Genomic DNA, 22,331 nt, shown 5'->3' on the forward strand with positions numbered 1-22,331 from the left:
CCCCCGATCGGCGTAGCACAGGGCGCCTCCCGCCCCGGCCCCCGCCATGGTCGTAGGAGCAGGCCGTGACGTGACGCTCGTACGCCATGAGGGGGTGGCCCCACCGTGACCGACACCGCAGGCAGGTCCCTCGGTCCCGGTCCGGGAGCCTCCGCCACCGGTGCCGGGCTGTCCCGGCGCCGGCGGCGGCGCTGGCTGCGGTACTCGGCGCTGGGGGCCGCCGTGCTCGCCGTCCTGGCCGGCGGGGCCGGCTGGGCCGTCTACGCCAAGCTCAGCGCCAACATCACCGCCGACGACGCGGCGGCGGCCGAGCTGGCGCGCTACGAGCGGGAGCGGCCCACCGCGCTGGTGCGGGACGCGCAGAACATCCTGCTGATCGGGTCGGACACGCGGGCCGGGGAGGGCAACGGCAAGTACGGGCGGGACCTGGGCAGCGAGCGGTCGGACACGACGATCCTGCTGCATCTGGCCGCCGACCGGGACAGCGCCACCGCGGTGTCGCTGCCCCGGGACCTGATGGTGGACGTCCCCGGCTGCCGGCAGCCGGACGGCACCCGCAGCGACCCGGTGTTCGCGATGCTCAACCACGCCTTCCAGGTGGGCGGTTCGGCCTGCACGATCCGTACTGTCGAGAAGCTGACGAACATCCGCGTCGACCATCACATGGTCGTGGACTTCAGCGGGTTCAAGGACATGGTGGACGCCGTCGACGGTGTCCAGGTGTGCCTGCGGGAACCCGTGGACGACGCGGCGGCGAAGCTCAGACTGCCCGCCGGGAAGGTCACGCTCGACGGGGAGCAGGCGCTCGGGTACGTGCGCGCCCGCAAGACGCTCGGCGACGGCAGCGACACCGAGCGGATGGAGCGGCAGCAGCGGTTCCTCGGGGCGCTGGTCAGCAAGGTGCGCGGCGACGACGTCCTGCTGAACCCGGTGAAGCTGTATCCGGTGCTGGACGCGGCGACGTCGTCACTGACCACCGACCCGGAACTGGCGAGTCTGCACGGTTTGTACCAACTGGTGCGCGGACTGCGCGACATCCCTACCGAACGGGTGCAGTTCCTGACCGTCCCGAGGGAGTCGTACGTCTACGACTCCAACCGTGACCAGCTCGTGGAGCCCGCGGCCGAGCGGCTGTTCGCGCGGCTGCGAGCCGACCGGCCGGTCGCGGTGACCCAGGACGCCCACAGCGAGGACACAGGGAAGGACGCGGGTCAGGACGGCAAGAGCGACCCCTCGCCAGTGCCGACCTTCCGCGGGAACACCGCCGCCGAACACCCCTGTGAGTAAGGGGCTCACCAAGACAACGGCCCTTCGTTCGGAATATGAGAGGGATTGCCCAGTTGTAGGGAGGTGGAATTTGTCACCGGCGTCGCCCGACGCTGAACTGGGCGGATAGTGTGAGCGATCCGGTGCACCTGGCCGCGAGGTCCGACCTGGGGTCGTGCACTGTTTCACCGAGACCCGAGCGCCGTAGGGGGAAGGCGCCGCGTGGCCCCGACGGAGGATTCGGACAACCGTGGACGCGCAAGGCCGTGGGCGGGCGGACAACATCGACCCCGCAGACCAGTGGGTACTCAATCCGGACACCGGCGAATACGAACTGCGACTGACTCCTTCCACAGCGCAGTCACCGGTCCCCGGACCGCGTCGCCCCTCTCCCCGCGACGGCGGTCGCGCGGCGGGCGCCCGCGCCCGGCAGCCGGGCGGCGAGACCCGGCCGGAACCCCGCACGCGCGGCACCGAAGTGCCGCAGCCGCGCTCGGCCCGGCGCCGGGGCGCTGAGCCGGAGCGGGAGCCGGAGCCGCCCCAGGGGCGGCGCGCTGCCCGGCGGCCGGTGAAGAAGAAGTCGAGGACGAAGAAGGTCCTGCTGTGGACCGGCGGGACCGTGGCCTTCGTGCTGGTCGCCGTGACGGCCGCCGGCTACCTCTACATCCAGCACCTCAACGGCAACATCACGTCCCTGTCCGACGACGGCGCCAGCACCGGCGGCTTCAGCAAGGATCAGGCGATCAACATCCTGCTGATCGGCACCGACAAGCGCACCGGCAAGGGCAACGAGGGCTACGGCGACGCGGGCAGCGTCGGGCACGCCGACACCAACATCCTGCTGCACCTGTCCAAGGACCGGTCGAACGCCACCGCGCTGAGCATCCCCCGGGACCTGATCACCGACATCCCGGACTGCCCGACGCAGCAGGAGGACGGCACCCGGAAGGTCATCCCCGGCTCGGTCGGCGCCCGTTTCAACCAGAGCCTCGGGCAGGACGGCCGCACGCCGAGCTGCACCATGCGCACGGTGACCGAGCTGACCGGGATCACACCGGACGACTTCATGGTCGCCGACTTCAACGCGGTCAAGACGCTGACCGAGGCGGTGGACGGCGTCGACGTCTGCCTGGCCAAGGACATCGACGACGCCGACTCGCATCTGAAGCTGTCCAAGGGCACCCACACGATCTCCGGTGAGCAGGCGCTGGCGTTCGTCCGCACCCGGCACTCCGTGGGCTTCGGCGGCGACCTGAGCCGGATCGGGCTCCAGCAGCAGTTCCTGGGCGCGCTGATGCGCAAGCTGAAGGGGAACTCCACGCTCACCAGCCCGACGAAGATGCTGAAGCTGGCCGAGGCGGGCACCAAGGCGCTGACCGTGGACGACAAGCTGGACAGCATCGGCAAGCTGAAGGACCTCGGTCTGGAGCTGGGCAAGCTCAACCCGAAGAACCTGACCTTCACCACGGTGCCGGTCAAGGACAACCCGGCGGAGAAGGTCCATGCCACCGTGGTCCTGGACGAGGCGAAGGCGCCCGCGGTCTTCGACGCCGTCCGCAACGACGTCTCCTTCAGCGACGTGAAGAAGAAGCAGAAGGCCGCGAAGGACGCCCAGGCCGCCCGGCTCAAGGGCAGCAAGGCGCCCGCCTCCGAGGTGCGGGTGCGCATCCTCAACGGCGGTGCCGTCAACGGCAGCGCCCAGGCGGTGCTCAACTGGCTCCAGAACGACGAGGGCGTGACCAGGTCGGAGAACGACGGCAACGCCCCGGCGCCGGCCACCCGGACGACGCTGGAGTACGCCCCCGGCCAAGCGGCCCAGGCACGCCGGCTGGCCGCCCTCATGGGGATGTCCGGATCGGCGCTGAAGCCGGGCAAGAGCGTGACCAACTCCCAGGGGCTGCCGGCGATGACGCTGACCCTGGGCAAGGACTTCAAGGGGGCGGGGGTCTCCCTCACGGTGCCGTCGAAGGCGCCGGAGGTCGACAAGTCCACGGCAGACAAGGTCAAGTGCGCCTCGTAGGTAACCCGACGGGCCCGTCGTGCGTCTAACCGGACGCGGGACGGGTCCGTTGTCCGGCGCAAGGGGTGGGGAGGGCAAGGAGTTGGCGCAGAGTGAGGTGCGCGGACGGGCTGCGGTGGTCGAGGACGAGAAGTCGCTCACGCCGCGGACCGCGGACGCGTCGGCGGGGCGGGGCCGGGGCGGCGGGCGGCGGACCGGTGGTCCGAAGACCGAGCCGAGACGGCGCAGACGGCGAGCCATGCGCTGGTCGGCGACCGTGCTGGCGGTGCTGATACTCGGCACGGCAGGCGCCGGCTATCTCTACTACCAGCATCTCAACGGCAACATCAAGAAGGGGGCGCGCGCCGGCGGGGACGACTCCAAGGCGCACCGGACCGAGCCGAACGCGGCCGGTCAGACCCCGCTGAACATCCTGCTGATCGGCTCCGACAGCCGCAACAGCGCGGAGAACCTGAAGCTCGGCGGCAGCAAGGACCACGCCGGTGACCCGCCGCTCGCGGATGTGCAGATGCTCATCCACCTCTCCGCGGACCGCAGAAGCGCCGCCATGGTCAGCATCCCGCGGGACACCCGGGTGGACATCCCCGAGTGCAAGGACCCCGTGAGCGGCAAGCGGTATCCGCCGACGAACGACATCATCAACGTCACCCTGGCCCGCGGCGGCGCCGGCTGCACCCTGCTCACCTGGGAGAACCTCACCGGGGTCTACATCGACCACTGGATGACGATCGACTTCGCGGGTGTGGTGCGGATGGCGGACGCCATCGGCGGTGTCGAGGTCTGCGTGAAGCAGAACGTGTGGGACCGCCCGACGCCGGACGTGTCCGGCGGCTCGGGACTGAAGCTGCGGGCCGGCACGCACAAGATCTACCACGAGCAGGCCCTCCAGTGGCTGCGCACGCGGCACGCCTGGGGCGACGACCTGATGCGCGCCCGCGCCCAGCACATGTACCTGAACTCGATGATGCGCACGCTGAAGAAGCAGAACGTGTTCACCGACACCGGCCGGCTCATGGACCTGGCCGACGCGGCCACCAAGTCGCTGAAGGTGTCCGAGGAGATCGGTACGGTCAAGAAGCTCTACGACCTCGGCATGCAGCTGAAGTCCGTGCCGGCCGACCGCATCACCTCGGTGACCATGCCCAACAAGCAGGACCCGCTGGACCGCAACCACGTCGTGCCGGACAAGCCCAACGCCGACAAGATGTGGCAGATGCTCCAGGACGACGTGGCGTTCGACAAGAACGGCGGGCAGTCCGCTGCGAAGAAGAACGCCAAGGGCGCGAAGGACGACAAGCCGACCAGGCAGCCGTCGGTCGAGACGGACCGGCTCGGGGTGCTGGTGCGCAACGCCACCCGGACCACCACGCAGGCCGCGGTACCGCAACGGGCCTCGGAGATCACCCGGACACTCGTGGGCAAGGGCTACGCCCGGGCCCAGGCCGACACCTCGGGCAGCCTGGCCGAGGACAGGACGGCCGTACGGTACCCGAGCGCCGACCTGGAGGGGGACGCGCAGGCCCTGGCCGCGGCGCTGGGCATCCCGATGAGCGCGGTGCAGAAGTCGACCGACGTCTCGGGGGTCACGCTCGTCGTGGGCGCGGACTGGCGCACCGGCACGTCCTACCCCGGCAAGTCCGAGCCGAAGGCGGGCGACCTGCCCGACAACTCCGACGCGGTCAACGGCTCGGACACGAAGTCGTGCATGCCGGTGTACAGCGTGTACCGGTGGTAGCGGGATGAACGGCGAAGGGCCCCTCCCGAAAGGGACGGGGCCCCGTTGCACGCCCTTCCCGGTGGGTGGGGCCGCGTGGCCTCCGGCCGGTCAGGCGGCGTCCAGGACGGCCGGCCGCCGGGAGGCGATGACCTTCCTCGCCAGGGACCGGGGGCTGGTGAGGAAGCCCCAGCCCCAGCACATGTGCATGGTGGCGAGGGCCACCGGGATCTGTATCCGGGCCTTCAGGGGCAGCCCCCGGCCGGCCGGGACGGAGCCCGCGGCGATCGCGGCCAGGTAGCCGCCGGGGACCAGCAGGCCCCACGGCGTCAGGGCCGCGCCCACCACGATCCCCGCCGCGATCGCGCACACCGCGGTCGGCGGGGCGAGGTAGCGCAGGTTGATGGAGCCCGAGTGGTAGCGGGCGACGACGTGCCGCCAGCGGCCGTAGTCCTTGTACTGCTTCGCCAGCGCCCGCACGGACGGCCGCGGCCGGTACGACACCCTCAGCTCGGGCGAGAACCAGATCAGCCCGCCCGCCTCACGGATCCGGAAGTTCAGCTCCCAGTCCTGGGCGCGGATGAACTCCTCGTTGTAGCCGCCCTGCCGCTCCAGGGCCTCCCGGCGGAAGACACCGAGGTAGACCGTCTCGGCGGGGCCGGCCTGGCCGCCGGTGTGGAAGGCGGCGTTGCCCACGCCGATCTTCGAGGTCATCGCGGCGGCGACCGCGTGCTCCCAGTCGGTCTCGCCCTCGGCGTGCATGATGCCGCCGACGTTCTGCGCGCCGGTCTCCTCCAGGAGGCGGACGGCGGTGGCGATGTAGTCCGGCGAGAGCATGCCGTGGCCGTCGACGCGGACCACGACCGGATGCCGTGAGGCCTTGATCGCCGCGTTCAGCGCCGCCGGCGTGCGACCGGTCGGGTTGGGGACGGTGTGCACGCGCGGGTCTTCGTGCACCAGCTCGGCCGCGATCTCGTCCGTGCGGTCCGTTGACGGACCGAGGGCGATCACGACCTCCATCTCGCCGGGGTACTCCTGCGCGAGGATCGCTTGGACGGCCCCGCGCAGATGCCGCTCCTCGTTGAGGACGGGCATGATCACGGACACAGCGGGGAGCCGCACGTCGGGCTTGGCGTTCATAGGAGAGTCACGTTACCGCGAACGGGGGACACCGGTGCGCGCCGCCGGGACAGCACAGCGGGCTGGAGATCGTATCGCCCTACTGTGCTCACGGATCCCACGTACGGACTCGTCCGGAGGTGTCCCCCTTGCCCAGCCCGCCTCGGTCGCCCGCGCGTCCGCAGCCCCGACCGCAACCACCCCGCCGTGTACCGCGCCCGCCCGAGCGGCCCGTGCGCTCCGTCCGGCCACCCCGGCGGCCACGCTGGGCCATGCGGGCGGTGACCACCCTCTCGGTCGTGGTGCTCGCCTCGGCCGGCATCGGACACGCGGTCGTCAGCAGCCTGGATGCGGGCATCGCCCGGATCGACGCCTTCAAGGACATGAAGAACCGCCCCCGGGCCGGCCACGGCATGAACGTCCTGCTCGTCGGCACCGACGGCCGCGACAAGATCGGCGAGCGGGAGCGGCGCGCGTACCGGCTGGGCGGTGAGCCCTGCCACTGCACCGACACCATGATGATCGTGCACATCGCGGAGGGCCGGGAGCGGGCCACCGTGGTGAGCCTGCCGCGCGACTCCTACGCCGAGATGCCCGCGCACGTCGACCAGAACTCCGGTCAGCGCCACGGCCCGCACCCGGTCAAGCTCAACGCGGCCTACGCCGAGGGCGGCCCCCAGCTGACCATCCGCACCGTCGAGAGCATGACCCACGTGAAGATCGACCACTACCTGGAGGTCGACTTCAGCAGCTTCATGCGGACCGTGGACGTGCTCGGCGGGGTGAAGGTCTGCACGCCGACACCGCTGAAGGACGCGTACACCGGCCTGGACCTCCCGCCCGGCACGCACACCCTCATGGGCGGGCAGGCCCTCCAGTACGTGCGCGCCCGGCATGTCGACGGGGCCAGCGACCTGGGCCGGATGAAGCGGCAGCAGCGGTTCCTGGCCGCGCTGATCGAGAAGGCGACCTCCTCCGGGGTGCTGCTGAACCCGATGCGGTTCCGGGACGTGACCCGGGCGGTGCTCGGCTCGGTCCGTGCCGACGTGGGGTTCGGCACCGACGAACTGCTCGACCTCGGCCGTGCGATGCGGAACTTCTCCCCGTCGTCCTCCGAGTTCACCACCGTTCCCCTCGCGCAGATGAACTACCAGGTCAAGGGCATCGGCTCGACCCTGAAGTGGGACCAGGCGAAGGCGGCCAAGCTGTTCCAGGCGCTGCGCGACGACAAACCGCTCACCGTGGACCGCCCGCACCACGGCCCGGCACCGGTGCCGGTGGAGGTGGCCCCGGCCCAGATCCGGGTGCAGGTGCAGAACGGCTCCGGCACGGCCGGGCTCGCCAAGCAGGTCGACGCCGCGCTCGCGGCGAACGGTTTCGCCACCACCCGGCAGCCGGTGACCGCCCCCGCCCGCGTCGGGCACACGGTGATCTCCTACGACCCCCGCTGGGACCGCTCCGCCCGCTCCCTCACCGCGGCCCTGCCGGGCAGCGAACTGCGCGCGGCCCCGGGCCAGGGCCCGCTGCTGAGGGTGATCGCCGGACCCGAATTCGGCGACGTACGCAAGGTGCGCAAGGTCCGCTTCGAGGACCCGGCGCAGCCGGAGCAGGACGTGGTGCGGGGCAACGAGGTGGTCTGCTCCGGGAACGCGTAGGACGCGGGAGCGGGACCCGTAGGACGCGGGAGCGGGACCGTGGGGCGGCGGGGACCGGCGGCGGACCGGGCCCGTGGCCAGGGGCTTTCGTTCCGAACGACGGGCCCTAGTCCTCGAAGCCCTCCGCGGCGCGCTTCTCGCGCAGTTCGCGGATCGCCCGGCGGCGGGCCAGACGGTGGGTGCGGCGGATCTGGGCCTCCTGGTAGCGGCGGCGGTCGCGGTCGGTCTCGGGGAGGACCGGCGGCACCCGGCGCGGGCTGCCGTCGGCGTCCACGGCCGCGAAGACCAGGTAGGCCGAGCCGACCTGGGTGGCCGGGTCGGACTCGTTCCAGCGTTCGGCCAGGACCCGGACGCCGATCTCCATGGAGGTCCGGCCGGTCCAGTTCACCTGGGCCTTGACATGGACCAGGTCGCCGACGCGGACCGGCTCCAGGAACACCATCTCGTCCATCGACGCGGTGACGGCGGGGCCGCCGGAGTGCCGGCCGGCCACCGCGCCCGCCGCGTCGTCGACCAGCTTCATGATCACCCCGCCGTGCACCGTACCCAGCAGGTTGGTGTCGTTGTGGGTCATGATGTGGCTGAGGGTGGTGCGCGAGGAGGACGTGGGCTTGCCCGGGATGTCCGTTTCCCTGTCCGTGGCCTGATCTGTCATGCCCTCCACCTTATGCCGAGCCCCCTTCGCGGACTTTGTGTCGGGTTCGCAACAGCGGCGCTCTGATTTTCCGACAGCCCTTGTGGAGCACATGGCGGGGCCCTGCACACTGGGGCCCATGAATGACTGGCCCGAGGGATGGTCCGACGACAACCGCGGCACGCGCCACGGACGCGGCAGTGCCGGCGCGCAGCCTGAGGGCGCGCGCGTGATGCGCCAGGTGCGACGGGGGCCGTCGGCGCCGCCGTACGGGGCCGGCGTGCCGCAGCAGCCCTCGTACGTCGACGGCCGGGGGCACGACGACGGCGGCCACGACGCGTATGACGGCGGCTACAACACCGGCCAGGTCTACGGCGCTCCCGGCGGCCGTGGCCCGGGCGCCCCCGGCGCGGCGGCCGGCCGCGCCCCGCGCCCCGCGCCGAACTGGCGGCGCCGGATCAAGTGGACGGCGATCACGGTGGCGACCGTGGTGGTCGTCACATCGGTCGCGACCTACTTCTGGGCCGACTCCAAGCTGCGCCGCGAGGTGGACCTCTCCACGGTCATCGACCGGCCGGAGGGAGGCGACGGCACGAACTACCTGATCGTCGGCTCCGACAGCCGGGAGGGCATGTCCAAGCAGGACGAGAAGAACCTGCACACCGGTGGCGCCGAGGGCAAGCGCACCGACTCGATGATGATCCTGCACGTCGGCGGCAACGGCGACACACTGGTCTCGCTGCCGCGCGACTCCGACGTGGAGATCCCGTCGTACCGGGGCTCGACGTCCGGGAAGACCTACCCCGCCAGAGGCCGGCACGAGAAGCTGAACGCGGCCTACGCCGAGGACGGACCGACCCTGCTGGTCCGCGCGGTCGAGTACAACACCGGGCTGCACATCGACCACTACGTGGAGATCGGCTTCCAGGGCTTCGCCAACATCGTGGACGCGGTCGGCGGGGTCGACATCACCATCGACAAGGGCTTCAAGGACAAGTGGTCGGGCGCCGACTTCAAGGCCGGCAAGCAGACCCTCGACGGCCGGCAGGCCCTCGCCTTCGTCCGCACCCGGCACGCGTTCGCCGCGTCCGACCTCCAGCGCACCAAGAACCAGCAGAAGTTCCTGGCCGCCCTGGCCCACCAGGTGGCCACCCCGTCGACGGTCCTCAACCCCTTCAAGCTCTACCCGACCATGGGTGCGGGCCTGGACTCCCTCATCGTCGACAAGGACATGTCGCTGTGGGACCTGGCCTCGATGTTCTGGGCGATGAAGGGCGTCAGCGGCGGTGACGGCACCTCGATGAACATGCCGATCTCCGGCTCGGCCGGCGGCAACCTGCTCTGGGACAAGGCGAAGGTGAAGACCCTCGTCAAGGAACTGAACAACGACGAGAAGGTCACCGTCGCCGGCAACTGACGGCCGGCGCGGACACGGTGCAAGGGCACCCGCGAGGGTGCCCTTGACGCGTGGCTCAGCGGAGCCGGGTCACATCGTGGCGCCCGCCATCGCGCGACAGCTCTCGGCGCAGCGGCGACACGCCTCCGCACAGCGCATCATCTGCTGGTCGTCCGGCATGGACATACACGCCTCGGCGCACATGTCACAGACCTTCGCGCAGAGCGCGCTCATCTCGCCGGCCATGGGCGAGCGCCGCATCATCATGTCGGCGCACATCCGGGTCGCCTCGGAGCAGTCCATGAGCGCGCGCATGACCTGCATCTGCGCCTGACCGCCCTGCTGCATGCAGGAGCTCATGGTCTCCTCGCACATGCTGTGGCAGCTCATGCAGGCCTCGATGCAGTCCTGCATCTGCTGGCTGATGGCGGGCATCATCCGGGACTGGGTCATGGCTCCTCCTCGGAGGCGGTGGGGATCCGGGGCGGCCCCCGTCTGCTTCCGTCCTACGTCCCGCACCGCCGCACCGCACGTCGGCCTACGGCCCTACGGCCCTACGGCCGACCGGGGTCGACCGGGGCCGACCGGTGCGCCGGGTGACGACAACAGCCCCCGGCGAACACGCCGGGGGCCGGGGAGATCCGTGCCGTCCCGCTACGGCAGGTTCCTCGCCATCACGATCCGCTGAACTTGGTTCGTGCCTTCGTAGATCTGGGTGATCTTGGCGTCGCGCATCATGCGTTCCACCGGGTAGTCGCGGGTGTAGCCGTAGCCGCCGAGGAGCTGGACCGCGTCGGTGGTGACCTCCATCGCGGTGTCGGAGGCGAAGCACTTGGCGGCTGCACCCAGGTAGGTGAGGTCGGCATCGCCGCGCTCGGAGGCGGCGGCGGCCTGGTAGGTGAGCGCGCGGGCCGCCGAGATCTTCATGGACATGTCGGCGAGCATGAACTGGATGCCCTGGAAGTCGGCGATCGGCTTGCCGAACTGCTTGCGCTCCTGGACGTAGCCCTTGGCGTAGTCGAGGGCCCCCTGGGCGACACCGAGGGCCTGGGCGGCGATGGTGATGCGGGTGTGGTCCAGGGTCTGCATGGCGGTGGCGAAGCCGGTGCCCTCCTCGCCGATCATGCGGTCGGCGGGGATGCGGACGTTGTCGAAGTAGACCTCGCGGGTCGGCGAGCCCTTGATGCCGAGCTTCTTCTCGGGCGCGCCGAAGGAGACACCCTCGTCGGACTTCTCGACCACGAACGCCGAGATGCCCTTCGAGCGCTTCGACGGGTCGGTCACGGCCATCACCGTGTAGTACTCCGACACGCCCGCGTTGGTGATCCAGCGCTTGACGCCGTTGAGGATCCAGTGGTCGCCGTCGCGGACCGCCTTGGTCTTCATGCCGGCCGCGTCCGAGCCGGCGTCCGGCTCCGAGAGGCAGTACGAGAACATCGCGTCGCCCTTGGCCAGCGGGCCGAGGTACTTCTTCTTCAGGTCCTCGGAGCCGGAGAGGATCACCGGGAGCGAGCCGAGCTTGTTCACGGCCGGGATCAGCGAGGAGGACACGCAGACGCGGGCCACCTCCTCGATGACGATGACCGTGGCGAGCGCGTCGGCGCCGGCGCCGCCGTACTCCTCGGGGACGTGCACGGCGTGCAGGTCGTTGGCCACCAGGGCGTCGAGCGCCTCCTGCGGGAAGCGGGCCTCCTCGTCCACCGCGGCGGCGTAGGGCGCGATCTTCGCCTCGGCCAGGGCCCGGACGACGTCACGGAGCATGTCGTGCTCCTCGGACGGGCGGTACAGGTCGAAGTCAGCCGATCCGGCCACGGTCTCTCACGCTCCAAAGACGCAGTGATACTGACGCTAATTACCGTTAAGTAACTGAATTTTAGAGCGCTGGCGCGAACACGCCTACGTGAGCTTGGTGACAGCGGGAAATCTGCCCGGTGAGCGCCCCGACTATGCTCTTGCACCGCATGACCGAAGGACCGACGGACCGGAGCTGGAGCACTCGCATGAGCCTGAAGATCACCGTGATCGGCACCGGCTACCTAGGCGCCACCCACGCCGCGGCCATGGCCGAGCTGGGCTTCGAGGTGCTGGGCCTGGACGTCGTACCCGAGAAGATCGCCATGCTGGAGCGCGGCGAGACCCCGATGTACGAGCCGGGTCTGGAGGAGCTGCTGCGCCGGCACGTGGCCGGGATCGAGGGCGCCACCGGGCGGCTGCGGTTCACCACGGACTGGGCCGAGGTCGGTGCCTTCGGCGACGTGCACTTCGTGTGCGTGAACACACCGCAGAAGCACGGCGAGTACGCCTGCGACATGTCGTACGTCGACTCCGCGATCGCCTCCCTTGCCCCGCATCTGCGCGGCCCGGCCCTGGTCGTCGGCAAGTCGACGGTGCCGGTGGGCTCCGCCGGCCGGCTGGCCGCCTACCTCGCCGAGCACGCCCCGGCCGGCGCGGACGCCGAACTCGCCTGGAACCCGGAGTTCCTGCGCGAGGGGTTCGCCGTCCAGGACACCCTGCACCCGGACCGGATCGTCGTCGGCGTGCACAGCGAGCGCGCGGAGAAGCTGCTGCGCGAGGTGTACGCCGGCCCGGTCGGCGACGGCACGCCGTTCGTCGTCACCGACTTCCCGACCGCGGAGCTGGTGAAGACCGCCGCGAACTCCTTCCTCGCCACCAAGATCTCCTTCATCAACGCGATGGCGGAGGTGTGCGAGGCCGCGGGCGGTGACGTGGCGAGGCTCGCGGAGGCCATCGGGCACGACGACCGGATCGGGCGGAAGTTCCTGCGTGCCGGGATCGGCTTCGGCGGCGGCTGCCTGCCCAAGGACATCCGGGCGTTCATGGCCCGCGCGGGTGAGCTGGGCGCGGACCAGGCGCTGACGTTCCTGCGCGAGATCGACTCCATCAACATGCGCCGGCGCGGCCAGATGGTCGAGATGACCCGGGAGGCGCTCGGCGGGGGCTCCTTCCTGGGCCGGCGGGTGGCGGTGCTCGGTGCCACCTTCAAGCCGGACTCGGACGACGTCCGTGACTCCCCCGCGCTGAACGTGGCCGGCCAGATCCACCTCCAGGGCGGCCAGGTCACCGTGTACGACCCGAAGGGCATGGCCAACGCCCGCAAGGTCTTCCCGACCCTGGGCTACGCCGACTCGGCGCTGGCGGCCGCCCGGGGCGCGGACGTGGTGCTGCACCTGACCGAGTGGCAGGAGTTCCGCGAGCTGGACCCGGTGGCGCTCGGCGAGGCCGCGGAGGGCCGGGTCCTGCTGGACGGGCGCAACACCCTGGACCCGGAGCTGTGGCGGCGGGCGGGGTGGACGTACCGGGCGATGGGACGCCCGACCGCGTAACCGGACAGGCTGTCGCGGGTGACGCCGGTTCGGCCGAGGCTCAGTCGGCCGAACCGGCGTCTTTCCGCATTCTGCACCACATCGCGCCGGCTCAGGATCCCTTCGCGCGGTACCGCCGCATCTTCGCGCGGGCCCCGCACACCCGCATCGAGCACCAGCGCCCGCGCCCGGCGGGGCTGCGGTCGTAGTACGCCCAGTGGCAGGTGTCGGCCTCGCAGGCCTTCAGCCGGGTCCAGGTGTCCGCGACGAGCGCCTCGGCGACGGCGGCGGCGACCCGGGAGAGCAGCGGGCTCTCGTCGGCGGGGACGAGGCGGGCCGAGCCGTCGTGGCCGTCGACGGTGACGTGGAGCGGGGCCCGGGCCAGCAGGGTGCCCAGCGGGGTCACCGTGCGGTGCGGCGGGTGGCCGGCGTGGGCGAGCAGCGCGGCCCGCAGCGACTCGCGCAGCTCGCGGGTGTCGGCCAGCGCGGCCCGTGTGATCCCGAGGCGGGCGCGGCCCTGCGCGGTGTCCAGCGAGTCGGCGCCCGTCTCGATGTCCAGCGTGTTCACGAGGGACTCGATCAGGGCCAGGCCGCCGGGAGCGGCCGTTCTCTCGCTCATGTTTGCGACGTTACCCCCGATGCGGGAGCATGCGGTGACCGTTACCGGTTACCCGGGCATACGGGTAACACAAGGAGGTTCGTCATGGCTCTCGCCAAGCTCGGTGTCGTGGTCCTGGACTGTCCCGACCCCCGTGCGCTGGCCGGTTTCTACGCCGGTGTGCTGGGCGGCGCGGTGGAGGGGGAGGGAGAGTGGGTGGACCTGAAGGTGCCCGGCGGGCCGGCGCTGGCCTTCCAGCGGGCGCCGGGGTTCGTCCCGCCGCGGTGGCCCGCCCCGGACGACTCGCAGCAGTTCCACCTGGACCTGGTGGTGGAGGACCTGGACGCGGCCGAGAAGGGGGTGCTGGAGCTGGGGGCGAAGCCACTGGACGCGGCCGACCGCTCGCGCGGCTTCCGTGTCTACGCCGATCCCGCGGGGCACCCGTTCTGCCTCTGCGCCTGCTGACCGGGGCGCAGGCCGGTCCCGGAGCCGTTCCGGAGTCGCTTACGAAGCCGCTTGTGAAGCCGAAGCCGTTCGGGAGTCGTTCCCGAAGTCGTCCTGAAGCCGTTTCCCGAGTCCTTTCCGAAGGAGGACATCATGGCGTCCGTCGCCCGTCTCCGTTCCGTCGTGCTCGACTGTCCCGATCCGCACGCGCTGGCCGCTTTCTACGCGGCGGTGGCCGGGGGCACCCCGCAGGCCGAGGACGACGACTGGGTCGTGCTGCACGTCCCGGACGGGCCGCGGCTGGCCTTCCAGCGGGCGGAGGGGCACACCCCGCCGGAGTGGCCGCGCGCGGACCGCAACGGCCAGCAGTTCCACCTGGACTTCGACGCGGGCAGCACCTGGGCGGAGTTCGACGCGGCGCACGAGCGGGTGCTGGCGCTCGGCGCCCGCCCGCTGGACGTGGCGGACCGGGAGAAGAAGGACTTCCAGGTGTACGCGGACCCGGCCGGGCACCCGTTCTGCCTGTGCCGGATCGAGTGAGACCCTAGGGCGCGTCCAGCTCGGTGATCTTGGCGTTGGACGGCTCCCGGCGGTGCTGCGCGGCCCGGGCCACGAAGTCGGCGCTGCGCAGCACCCGCTGCACGTTGCCCCAGGTCAGCAGCGACAGTTGCGTCTCGGACCAGCCGCGCCGCAGCAGTTCGGCGATCAGGTGGGGGTAGCGGGAGGTGTCGGCGAGGCCGTGGGGGTGGGCGGCGCCGGAGTCGTAGGTGCCGGACAGGCCGACGCACTCGGGGCCGGCGGCGTCCCGGACGTGGTCGAGGTGGTCGGCGACGTCGTGGACGGTCGGTCCGGTCTGCTCCGCGGTCAGCGGCACCATGCACAGGCCCCCGGCCCCGCCCAGCGCGGCGAGCAGGTCGTCGGGCAGGTTGGCGGGGTGCGGGCGCAGGGCGCGGGCGGCGGAGCGGGTGCACAGCACGGGAGCCTTGGACAGGGCGACGGTCCGTTCCACGGTGGCCGGGGAGGCGCCGGAGACGTCGGCGAGCACGCCGAGCCGGTTCATCTCGCGCACCACCTCCTCGCCGAACCGGGTCAGCCCGGGCCGGTCCGTCCAGGCCGTGCCCGCGAGGCTGAGCACGCGCAGGCCCAGGGCGCGCAGGACGCGCAGGATGCCGAGGGAGTCGCCGAGCGCGGTGCCGTGCGCGGGGCCCGGCACGACCGCGACCCGGCCGCAGTTGCGGGCGTCGATGATCTGGCCGGCGGTGTGCGCCAGGCGCAGTCCCTCGGGGTGGCTCTCGACGACCGTGCGCACCTGGTCGAGCTGTTCCAGGGTCGCCGCCACGACGCGCTCGCCGCCTGGGCCCTCGGGCAGGTGCAGGGACCAGAACAGGGCGCCGACGTGGCCCTCGCGCATCCGCGGCACGTCCGTGTCGATCGCGGCCTCGCCCAGTTCGAGGTCGTACCGGGGCAGATGGCGCAGGGCCCAGGGCAGGCCGCTGTAGCCGTCCGCGACCGGATGGGCGGCGAGCAGGGCGTGTGCCCGCTCCAGCATCTCCCCGGCCGGCGCGTGCGGCGGAGGGAAGGGGTCGTCCGGCAGGCCGTCCTCCCCGCCGACCTCGGCGGGGGCGGGGACGTCGTCCTGGAGGTCGGCCATGGCGGGCTCCGTACGTCGTGGGCCACGTCGTTCGTGAGCTACGTCGTGACGTGGCTGGCGTACCGCCCACGGTCGCACGGGGAGGACGAACGCTTCCTGGTGAGCGGGGCGTTCGGGGGTACGGCGGTCAGGTCTCGCGGGCGGTGCGGATGACCTCGTCCAGGGTCTCCCGGGTGCGCCGGAGGTCGGCGATCACGCGGTCGATGCGGTCGCGTTCGGCGGTGAGGTCGGTGACCAGCCGGGGGGTGGCGATCGCGGAGGGGCCGCCGTCCCGGTCACGCATGCAGGGCAGCAGCTGCCGGATCTTCTCGCTGTTCAGGCCGGCCGCGTACAGCTCCTGGACGCGGATGACGCGGTCGACGGCCGCGTCCGGGTAGTCGCGGTGGCCGCCGGGGGTGCGGTCGCTGCTCAGCAGCCCGCGGGTCTCGTAGTACCGCAGCGAGCGTTCGCTCACACCGGTGCGCCGGGCCAGTTCACCGATTCTCATGCCGGTACCTCCGGGCTTGAATCTGACATCAGTGTCAGGTTCTACCGTGCCGGCATGACGCGGACAACTGACTTCCTGGCCCCGGCCCGGCTCGGCCGGCTGACACTTCCGAACCGCCTGGTGATGGCGCCGCTGACCCGCAACCGTGCGGAGCCGGACGGCACCCCGGCCCCGCTCATGGTCACCCACTACGCCGAGCGCGCCACCGCCGGACTGATCGTCGCCGAGGGCTCGACGCCCAGCCCGGCCGGGCAGACGTACCCGGACATCACCGCGATCCACACCGACCGGCACACGGCCGGCTGGCGGCGGGTCACCGACGCGGTGCGGGCGGCCGGCGGGCGGATGTTCCTCCAGCTCCAGCACGGCGGCCGGGTCGGCCACCCGGAGACCACCGGGCTCACCCCGGTCGCGCCCTCGCCCGTTCCGCTGCCGGAGACGATCTTCACTCCGGGCGGGCACCGGCCGGCCGCCGTGCCCCGTGAGATGACGGCGGACGACATCCGTGCGACGATCGCCGACTTCGCCGCCGCCGCGCGGCGGGCCGTCGAGGCGGGTTTCGAGGGCGTGGAGGTGCACTCGGCCAACGGGATGCTGCTGCACCAGTTCCTCGCGGACAACACCAACCTCCGCACGGACGGCTACGGCGGCTGCGTCCAGCGGCGGGTGCGGTTCGCGGTGGAGGTGACCGAGGCGGTGGCCGACGCGATCGGCGCGGACCGGGTGGGCATCCGCGTCTCCCCCGCGAGCACCGTCAACGGCGTCCGGGAGGACGACACCGACGCCCTGTACGACGCGCTCCTCGCCCGTCTGAAGGGGCTGGGCCTGGCCTATCTGAGCCTGGTGCGCTCCGATCCGGGGGCCGGCTGGTACCGGCGGATCCGCGCCGGCTGGCCCGGCGTCCTGATCGGCAACCCGGATCTCACCGACCTGTCGGGCGAGGCCGTCACCCGGGCCGCGCGGGAGATGCTGGCGGCCGGCGCCGACCTGGTGGCACTCGGCCGGCCGTTCCTCGCCAACCCGGACCTGGTCGAGCGGCTGCGCGCCGGCGCGCCGCTCAACCCGGTCCGGGACCGGTACTTCATGTACGTGGGCGGGGCGGAGGGCTACAACGACTACCCCACCCTGGACCGTCAGCCGTCGAGCGAGTCGATGGTGGCGAGGGACGGCGCCCGGGTGGCCTGAAGGTCACGGGCCACGTCCTCCGCGGCGCCCAGCACACGGACCGCGTTCTGCCAGGTCAGCTTGGCCAGGTCAGCCTTGGACCAGCCTCGGTCGAGCAGCTCGGCGAGCAGGTTCGGGTAGCCGGAGACGTCGCTGAGGCCGTCCGGGGTGAACGCGGTGCCGTCGTAGTCGCCGCCGATGCCCAGGTGGTCGACGCCGGCCACCTCGCGCATGTGGTCGAGGTGGTCCGCCACCGTCGACACCGTGGCGACGGGACGCGGGGAGCGCTCCTCGAAGGCGCGGTGCAGCCTCATCGCCTCCGGGCCGGTGTCCAGGTGGTGGAGGCCGTGGGCGCGCAGGTTCTCGTCGGCCGCGGCCGTCCAGTCGACGGCCGCCTGGAGCACGAACTTCGGCACGAACGTCACCATGGCCACCCCGCCGTTGGCGGGCAGCCGCTCCAGGACGTCGTCGGGGATGTTGCGCGGGTGGTCGCAGACGGCGCGGGCGGAGGAGTGCGAGAAGATCACCGGTGCCGAGGCCGTCTCCAGCGCGTCGCGCATGGTCGTGGCCGCGACGTGCGAGAGGTCGACCAGCATGCCGAGCCGGTTCATCTCCCGGACGACCTCACGGCCGAACGCGGTGAGGCCACCGGCCCTCGGCTCGTCGGTCGCGGAGTCCGCCCAGTCGACGTTGGAATTGTGGGTGAGCGTCATGTAGCGCACGCCGAGCGCGTGCAGACCGCGCAGGGTGCCCAGCGAGTTGGCTATGGAGTGGCCGCCCTCGGCGCCCATCAGGGAGGCGATACGGCCGTCCCGGCGTGCCTGGCGCATGTCCGCGGCGGTCAGCGCGGGCGCCAGGTCCGCCGGGTAGCGGGCGAGCAGCTGCCGGACGCAGTCGATCTGCTCCAGGGTGGCCGCGACCGGCTCGGGCTGCTCGGCGGGCACGTACACCGACCAGTACTGCGCGCCGACGCCGCCCTCGCGCAGCCTCGGCAGGTCGGTGTGCAGGTGGGCGTCCTGGTGGGCGGCGATGTCGAGCTTGTCGAGGTCGTAGCCGGCCGTCTGGCGCAGCGCCCACGGCAGGTCGTTGTGGCCGTCGACGACCGGGAACTCGCGCAGCAGTTCCCGGGCCCGGGCCAGGGACGTCGCCGCGGTCACTTCCCGAAGCCGAAGCCGCTCGCGCCCTCCACCTTGGCGCGCAGCCGCTTGCCCTTCTCGGTGGCCTGGTCGTTGAGGTCCTGCTGGAAGTCGCGCATCCGGTGCAGCAGGTCCTCGTCGTGCGCGGCGAGCATCCGGGCCGCGAGCAGACCGGCGTTGCGGGCACCGGCGACGGAGACCGTGGCGACCGGGACACCGGCCGGCATCTGCACGATGGACAGCAGCGAGTCCATACCGTCCAGGTACTTCAGCGGCACCGGCACCCCGATGACCGGCAGCGGGGTGACGGAGGCGAGCATGCCGGGCAGATGGGCGGCGCCGCCCGCACCGGCGATGATCGCCTTCAGTCCGCGGTCGGCGGCCTGCTCCCCGTACGTGATCATCTCGCGGGGCATGCGGTGCGCGGAGACGACGTCGACCTCGTAGGCGATCTCGAACTCGTCCAGGGCCTTGGCGGCGGCTTCCATGACGGGCCAGTCGGAGTCCGACCCCATGACGATGCCAACAACGGGGCTCATTCGGTGATCGTGCCTCTCAGGTAGCCGGCTGCGTGACGGGCGCGCTCCAGCACGTCGTCCAGGTCGTCGCCGTAGGTGTTGACATGTCCGACCTTGCGGCCGGGCTTCACGTCCTTGCCGTACATGTGGATCTTGAGCTTGGGGTCGCGGGCCATGCAGTGCAGGTACGCCCCGTACATGTCCGGGTAGTCGCCGCCCAGGACGTTGACCATGACCGTCCACGGCGCGCGGGGACGGGGATCACCGAGGGGGAGGTCGAGGACCGCGCGGACGTGGTTGGCGAACTGCGAGGTGACGGCGCCGTCCATGGTCCAGTGGCCGGAGTTGTGCGGGCGCATCGCCAGCTCGTTGACCAGGATGCGGCCGTCGCGGGTCTGGAACAGCTCCACGGCGAGGTGGCCGACGACGCCCAGCTCCTTGGCGATGGTCAGCGCCAGCTGCTCGGCGTGCAGGGCCAGGGCCTCGTCCAGGTCGGGCGCGGGGGCTATGACGGTGTCGCAGACGCCGCCGACCTGCTGCGACTCCACCACCGGGTAGGCGACGGCCTGGCCGTGCGGGGAGCGTACGACGTTGGCGGCCAGCTCGCGGACGTAGTCGACCTTCTCCTCGGCGAGGACCGGCACGCCCGCCCGGAACGGCGCGGCGGCCTCCTCGGCGGAGCCGACGACCCACACGCCCTTGCCGTCGTAGCCGCCGCGGACGGTCTTGAGGACGACCGGGAAGCCGTCGCCCTCCGCCGCGAAGGCCGCGACGTCCGCGGGATCGCGCACGATCCGGTGCCGCGGGCACGGGATGCCGATCGCGTCGAGCCGCGCGCGCATCACGCCCTTGTCCTGGGCGTGCACCAGCGCGTCCGGTCCGGGACGGACGGGGATGCCGTCCGCCTCCAGGGCACGCAGATGCTCGGTGGGCACGTGTTCGTGATCGAAGGTGATCACGTCACAGCCCCGCGCGAACTCGCGCAGCGTGTCCAGGTCGCGGTAGTCGCCGATGACGACATCACCGACGACCTGCGCCGCGGAATCCTGAGGAGTGTCACTGAGAAGCTTGAACCTGATGCCCAACGGGATGCCCGCCTCGTGCGTCATACGCGCGAGCTGCCCCCCGCCGACCATGCCGACTACCGGGAACGTCACACCCCTAGCGTATCGGCCACGGCGGGGCGGCCGGATCCCGTCCCGCCCTCGATCTCTTACCCAGCGCTTTCCCGGCTCTTTCCGACCTGTTTCCGGGACGTGGTCCGGCCCACGGGCATCGGCGCCCCGGCCCGGATAGCATGGCGGCGTTGACGGAACCTACCGACGGGAGCTGCCCAGCCATGGAACCTCGTTCCTCGGGGCTGCAACGGCTCGTAGGCGAGATGGCCAAGTTCGGGGCCGTCGGCGGCGCCGGCGTCCTCGTCAACCTCGGCGTCTTCAACCTCGTCCGGCACGTCTCCGGGCTGCCGGTGGTGCGGGCCGGCGTCATCGCGACCGTCGTGGCGATCGTCTTCAACTACGTCGGCTTCCGCTACTGGACCTACCGGGACCGCGACAAGCACGGCCGCACCAAGGAACTCACGCTGTTCCTGCTGTTCAGCGCGATCGGCCTGGTGATCGAGAACGGCCTGCTGTACCTGGCGACCTACGGCTTCGGCTGGGACAGCCCGCTCCAGAGCAATGTCTTCAAGTTCGTCGGCATCGGCGTCGCGACCCTGTTCCGGTTCTGGTCGTACCGCACCTGGGTGTTCCGGGCGCTGCCGTCCCGCGAGGCGGAGTCGATCCTCGCGGCCGAGGCGCACCCGGCGCCGCACGCGTCCGAGCCGCAGCAGCGCGTCCGCTGACGGGAGCGCCCGCGGCGCGCCCTGAAACGCTCGCGGCGCGTCCTGTGACGGACGCCCTCAGCGCACCGTCGGGCGGTCCTCGTCCGGGGTGCGGGCCGGGGGCGTGCGGGACAGGAACAGGCCGAAGACCGGGGGCTGCGCCTGGAGCAGCTCCAGGCGGCCGCCGTCGGCCTCCGCGAGGTCCCGGGCGACGGCCAGGCCGATGCCCGTGGAGTTCCGCCCGCTGATCGTGCGCTCGAAGATCCGCGCGCCGAGGTCGGCCGGCACACCGGGCCCCTCGTCGGTGACCTCGATCACAGCCTGGTTGCCGGTGACCCGGGTGCGCAGGGCGACGGTCCCGCCGCCGTGCATCAGGGAGTTCTCGATCAGCGCGGCCAGCACCTGGGCGACCGCGCCCGGGGTGCCCACCGCCTGGAGATGCCGTTTGCCGGAGCTGACGACCGCCCGGCCGGCGCTGCGGTAGGCGGGCCGCCACTCGGCGAGCTGCTGCTGGATGACCTCGTCGAGGTCGAAGGTGACGGCGGAGCCGGTACGCGGGTCGCGGGAGTTGGTCAGCAGCCGCTGGACGACGTCCGTCAGCCGCTCCACCTGCGTCAGCGCGATGGTCGCCTCCTCCTTCACCGTGTCCGGGTCGTCGGTGAGGGTGATCTCCTCCAGCCGCATGGACAGGGCGGTCAGCGGCGTACGGAGCTGGTGGGAGGCGTCGGCGGCCAGGCGCCGCTCGGCGGTCAGCATGCGCCCGATCCGCTCGGCGGAGGAGTCCAGCACATCGGCGACCCGGTCCAGCTCGGGGACGCCGTAGCGCTTGTGCCGGGGGCGCGGGTCGCCGGAGCCGAGGCGCTCGGCGGTCTCGGCGAGGTCGGTCAGCGGGGAGGCGAGCCGGCTGGCCTGGCGGACGGCGAGGAGCACGGCGGCGACCACGGCGAGCAGCGCCACCAGGCCGATGATCAGCAGGGTGCGGCCGACCTCGCGGGTCACCGCGGAGCGCGGCTCCTCCACGGTGACGGTCTCACCCTCCTCGCCCGCCTGCCGGGCCCGGATGACGTCACCCTCCGGCGGGGTGCCGATCTCGATGGGCGGCCGGCCGGGCATGCGGATCACCGCGTACTGCTCTTTGCTGACCGGATTGCGCAGCACGTCCGCGTTGACGTTCTCGGCGGCGAGTATCCGGCTGTCGACGATGCTGGCCAGCCGCACCGCCTCGGAGTACACCCGCTCCTGGGCGCTGTTGCTGATCGTCCGCGTCTCCACGATCACCAGGGAGACACCGAAGACGGCGATCACCACCAGGACGACGGCGAGGGTGGACTGGATGAGACGTCGGCGCATGGTCGGTCACCTGTGCTGTCGCTGTCGCTGGTCC

21 protein-coding genes are annotated in these 22,331 nt (G+C 71.7%); 10 read left to right on the top strand and 11 right to left on the bottom strand.

Going from position 1 to position 22,331, the window contains the following annotated elements; translation table 11 throughout:
* Positions 1-105 precede the first annotated feature (105 nt).
* The 3 genes from AB0F03_RS05375 to AB0F03_RS05385 all read left to right on the top strand — a co-directional run bounded on the left by AB0F03_RS05375 (position 106) and on the right by AB0F03_RS05385 (position 5,021).
* Entirely contained in the window at positions 106-1,287 is a 1,182-nt protein-coding gene (locus AB0F03_RS05375) for an LCP family protein (RefSeq protein ID WP_361986777.1), read from the top strand.
* Positions 1,288-1,516: 229 nt separating this feature from the next.
* Positions 1,517-3,286 (top strand): LCP family protein, encoded by a 1,770-nt coding sequence (locus AB0F03_RS05380; RefSeq protein ID WP_361986779.1) that lies wholly within the window; start codon positions 1,517-1,519, stop codon positions 3,284-3,286.
* 238 nt (positions 3,287-3,524) lie between these two features.
* Entirely contained in the window at positions 3,525-5,021 is a 1,497-nt protein-coding gene (locus AB0F03_RS05385; RefSeq protein ID WP_361987478.1) for an LCP family protein, read from the top strand.
* A gap of 90 nt (positions 5,022-5,111) precedes the next feature.
* Here AB0F03_RS05385 and AB0F03_RS05390 read toward each other — a convergent pair whose 3' ends face one another.
* Positions 5,112-6,140, bottom strand: a complete 1,029-nt coding sequence (locus AB0F03_RS05390) for a glycosyltransferase family 2 protein (RefSeq protein WP_361986781.1) — start codon at positions 6,138-6,140, stop codon at positions 5,112-5,114.
* Between the two features lie 251 nt (positions 6,141-6,391).
* Between AB0F03_RS05390 and AB0F03_RS05395 the strand changes: the two genes are divergently transcribed.
* Entirely contained in the window at positions 6,392-7,774 is a 1,383-nt protein-coding gene (locus tag AB0F03_RS05395; RefSeq protein WP_361986783.1) for an LCP family protein, read from the top strand.
* A gap of 106 nt (positions 7,775-7,880) precedes the next feature.
* On the opposite strand, the gene AB0F03_RS05400 is transcribed toward AB0F03_RS05395, so the two are convergent.
* A complete protein-coding gene (locus AB0F03_RS05400) occupies positions 7,881-8,429 on the bottom strand; it encodes an acyl-CoA thioesterase (protein ID WP_361986785.1) in 549 nt (182 codons plus the stop codon).
* A gap of 118 nt (positions 8,430-8,547) precedes the next feature.
* On the opposite strand from AB0F03_RS05400, the gene AB0F03_RS05405 reads away from it, so the two are divergent.
* Positions 8,548-9,825 (top strand): LCP family protein, encoded by a 1,278-nt coding sequence (locus AB0F03_RS05405; protein WP_361986787.1) that lies wholly within the window; start codon positions 8,548-8,550, stop codon positions 9,823-9,825.
* A gap of 69 nt (positions 9,826-9,894) precedes the next feature.
* Here the strand turns inward: AB0F03_RS05405 and AB0F03_RS05410 are convergent, their stop codons facing one another.
* Positions 9,895-10,257 (bottom strand): four-helix bundle copper-binding protein, encoded by a 363-nt coding sequence (locus tag AB0F03_RS05410; RefSeq protein WP_361986789.1) that lies wholly within the window; start codon positions 10,255-10,257, stop codon positions 9,895-9,897.
* 201 nt (positions 10,258-10,458) lie between these two features.
* Positions 10,459-11,616: an acyl-CoA dehydrogenase gene (locus tag AB0F03_RS05415; protein WP_361986791.1), complete on the bottom strand. Its 1,158-nt coding sequence runs from the start codon at positions 11,614-11,616 to the stop codon at positions 10,459-10,461.
* Positions 11,617-11,804: 188 nt separating this feature from the next.
* Here AB0F03_RS05415 and AB0F03_RS05420 point away from each other — a divergent pair, with 188 nt between their 5' ends.
* Positions 11,805-13,148 (top strand): UDP-glucose/GDP-mannose dehydrogenase family protein, encoded by a 1,344-nt coding sequence (locus AB0F03_RS05420; protein ID WP_361986792.1) that lies wholly within the window; start codon positions 11,805-11,807, stop codon positions 13,146-13,148.
* 91 nt (positions 13,149-13,239) lie between these two features.
* Here AB0F03_RS05420 and AB0F03_RS05425 read toward each other — a convergent pair whose 3' ends face one another.
* A complete protein-coding gene (locus AB0F03_RS05425; protein ID WP_361986794.1) occupies positions 13,240-13,746 on the bottom strand; it encodes a CGNR zinc finger domain-containing protein in 507 nt (168 codons plus the stop codon).
* Positions 13,747-13,830: 84 nt separating this feature from the next.
* Between AB0F03_RS05425 and AB0F03_RS05430 the strand changes: the two genes are divergently transcribed.
* Both AB0F03_RS05430 and AB0F03_RS05435 read left to right on the top strand, forming a co-directional pair.
* Positions 13,831-14,190 (top strand): VOC family protein, encoded by a 360-nt coding sequence (locus tag AB0F03_RS05430; protein WP_361986796.1) that lies wholly within the window; start codon positions 13,831-13,833, stop codon positions 14,188-14,190.
* A 132-nt stretch (positions 14,191-14,322) separates the two neighbouring features.
* A complete protein-coding gene (locus AB0F03_RS05435; protein WP_361986798.1) occupies positions 14,323-14,709 on the top strand; it encodes a VOC family protein in 387 nt (128 codons plus the stop codon).
* Positions 14,710-14,713: 4 nt separating this feature from the next.
* On the opposite strand, the gene AB0F03_RS05440 is transcribed toward AB0F03_RS05435, so the two are convergent.
* Together AB0F03_RS05440 and AB0F03_RS05445 are read right to left on the bottom strand one after the other, a co-directional pair.
* On the bottom strand, positions 14,714-15,820 hold the full coding sequence (locus AB0F03_RS05440; protein ID WP_361986800.1) for a dipeptidase: 1,107 nt from the start codon (positions 15,818-15,820) through the stop codon (positions 14,714-14,716).
* A gap of 127 nt (positions 15,821-15,947) precedes the next feature.
* Complete coding sequence (locus AB0F03_RS05445; RefSeq protein WP_361986802.1) at positions 15,948-16,307, bottom strand: MerR family transcriptional regulator; 360 nt, start codon at positions 16,305-16,307, stop codon at positions 15,948-15,950.
* Between the two features lie 54 nt (positions 16,308-16,361).
* On the opposite strand from AB0F03_RS05445, the gene AB0F03_RS05450 reads away from it, so the two are divergent.
* Positions 16,362-17,492 carry an alkene reductase gene (locus AB0F03_RS05450; protein WP_361986804.1) on the top strand — a complete coding sequence of 377 codons (1,131 nt, stop codon included), beginning with the start codon at positions 16,362-16,364 and terminating at the stop codon, positions 17,490-17,492.
* On the opposite strand, the gene AB0F03_RS05455 is transcribed toward AB0F03_RS05450, so the two are convergent.
* Genes AB0F03_RS05455 through AB0F03_RS05465 form a run of 3 tightly spaced genes read right to left on the bottom strand, consistent with a single transcriptional unit; the run spans position 17,441 to position 20,282 of the window.
* Positions 17,441-18,628, bottom strand: a complete 1,188-nt coding sequence (locus AB0F03_RS05455) for a dipeptidase (protein WP_361986806.1) — start codon at positions 18,626-18,628, stop codon at positions 17,441-17,443. The genes AB0F03_RS05450 and AB0F03_RS05455 overlap by 52 nt on opposite strands.
* Positions 18,625-19,146, bottom strand: a complete 522-nt coding sequence (purE, locus tag AB0F03_RS05460) for a 5-(carboxyamino)imidazole ribonucleotide mutase (RefSeq protein WP_356817460.1) — start codon at positions 19,144-19,146, stop codon at positions 18,625-18,627. Before purE ends, AB0F03_RS05455 begins: the two co-directional genes overlap by 4 nt.
* Complete coding sequence (locus tag AB0F03_RS05465) at positions 19,143-20,282, bottom strand: 5-(carboxyamino)imidazole ribonucleotide synthase (RefSeq protein WP_361986808.1); 1,140 nt, start codon at positions 20,280-20,282, stop codon at positions 19,143-19,145. The genes purE and AB0F03_RS05465 overlap by 4 nt, the downstream gene beginning before the upstream one ends.
* Before the next feature lie 182 nt (positions 20,283-20,464).
* Between AB0F03_RS05465 and AB0F03_RS05470 the strand changes: the two genes are divergently transcribed.
* On the top strand, positions 20,465-20,968 hold the full coding sequence (locus AB0F03_RS05470) for a GtrA family protein (protein WP_361986810.1): 504 nt from the start codon (positions 20,465-20,467) through the stop codon (positions 20,966-20,968).
* 57 nt (positions 20,969-21,025) lie between these two features.
* Here the strand turns inward: AB0F03_RS05470 and AB0F03_RS05475 are convergent, their stop codons facing one another.
* A complete protein-coding gene (locus AB0F03_RS05475; protein WP_361986812.1) occupies positions 21,026-22,297 on the bottom strand; it encodes an ATP-binding protein in 1,272 nt (423 codons plus the stop codon).
* Positions 22,298-22,331 lie beyond the last annotated feature (34 nt).

This window comes from Streptomyces sp. NPDC028722 (assembly GCF_040637655.1).
GTDB lineage: Bacteria > Actinomycetota > Actinomycetes > Streptomycetales > Streptomycetaceae > Streptomyces.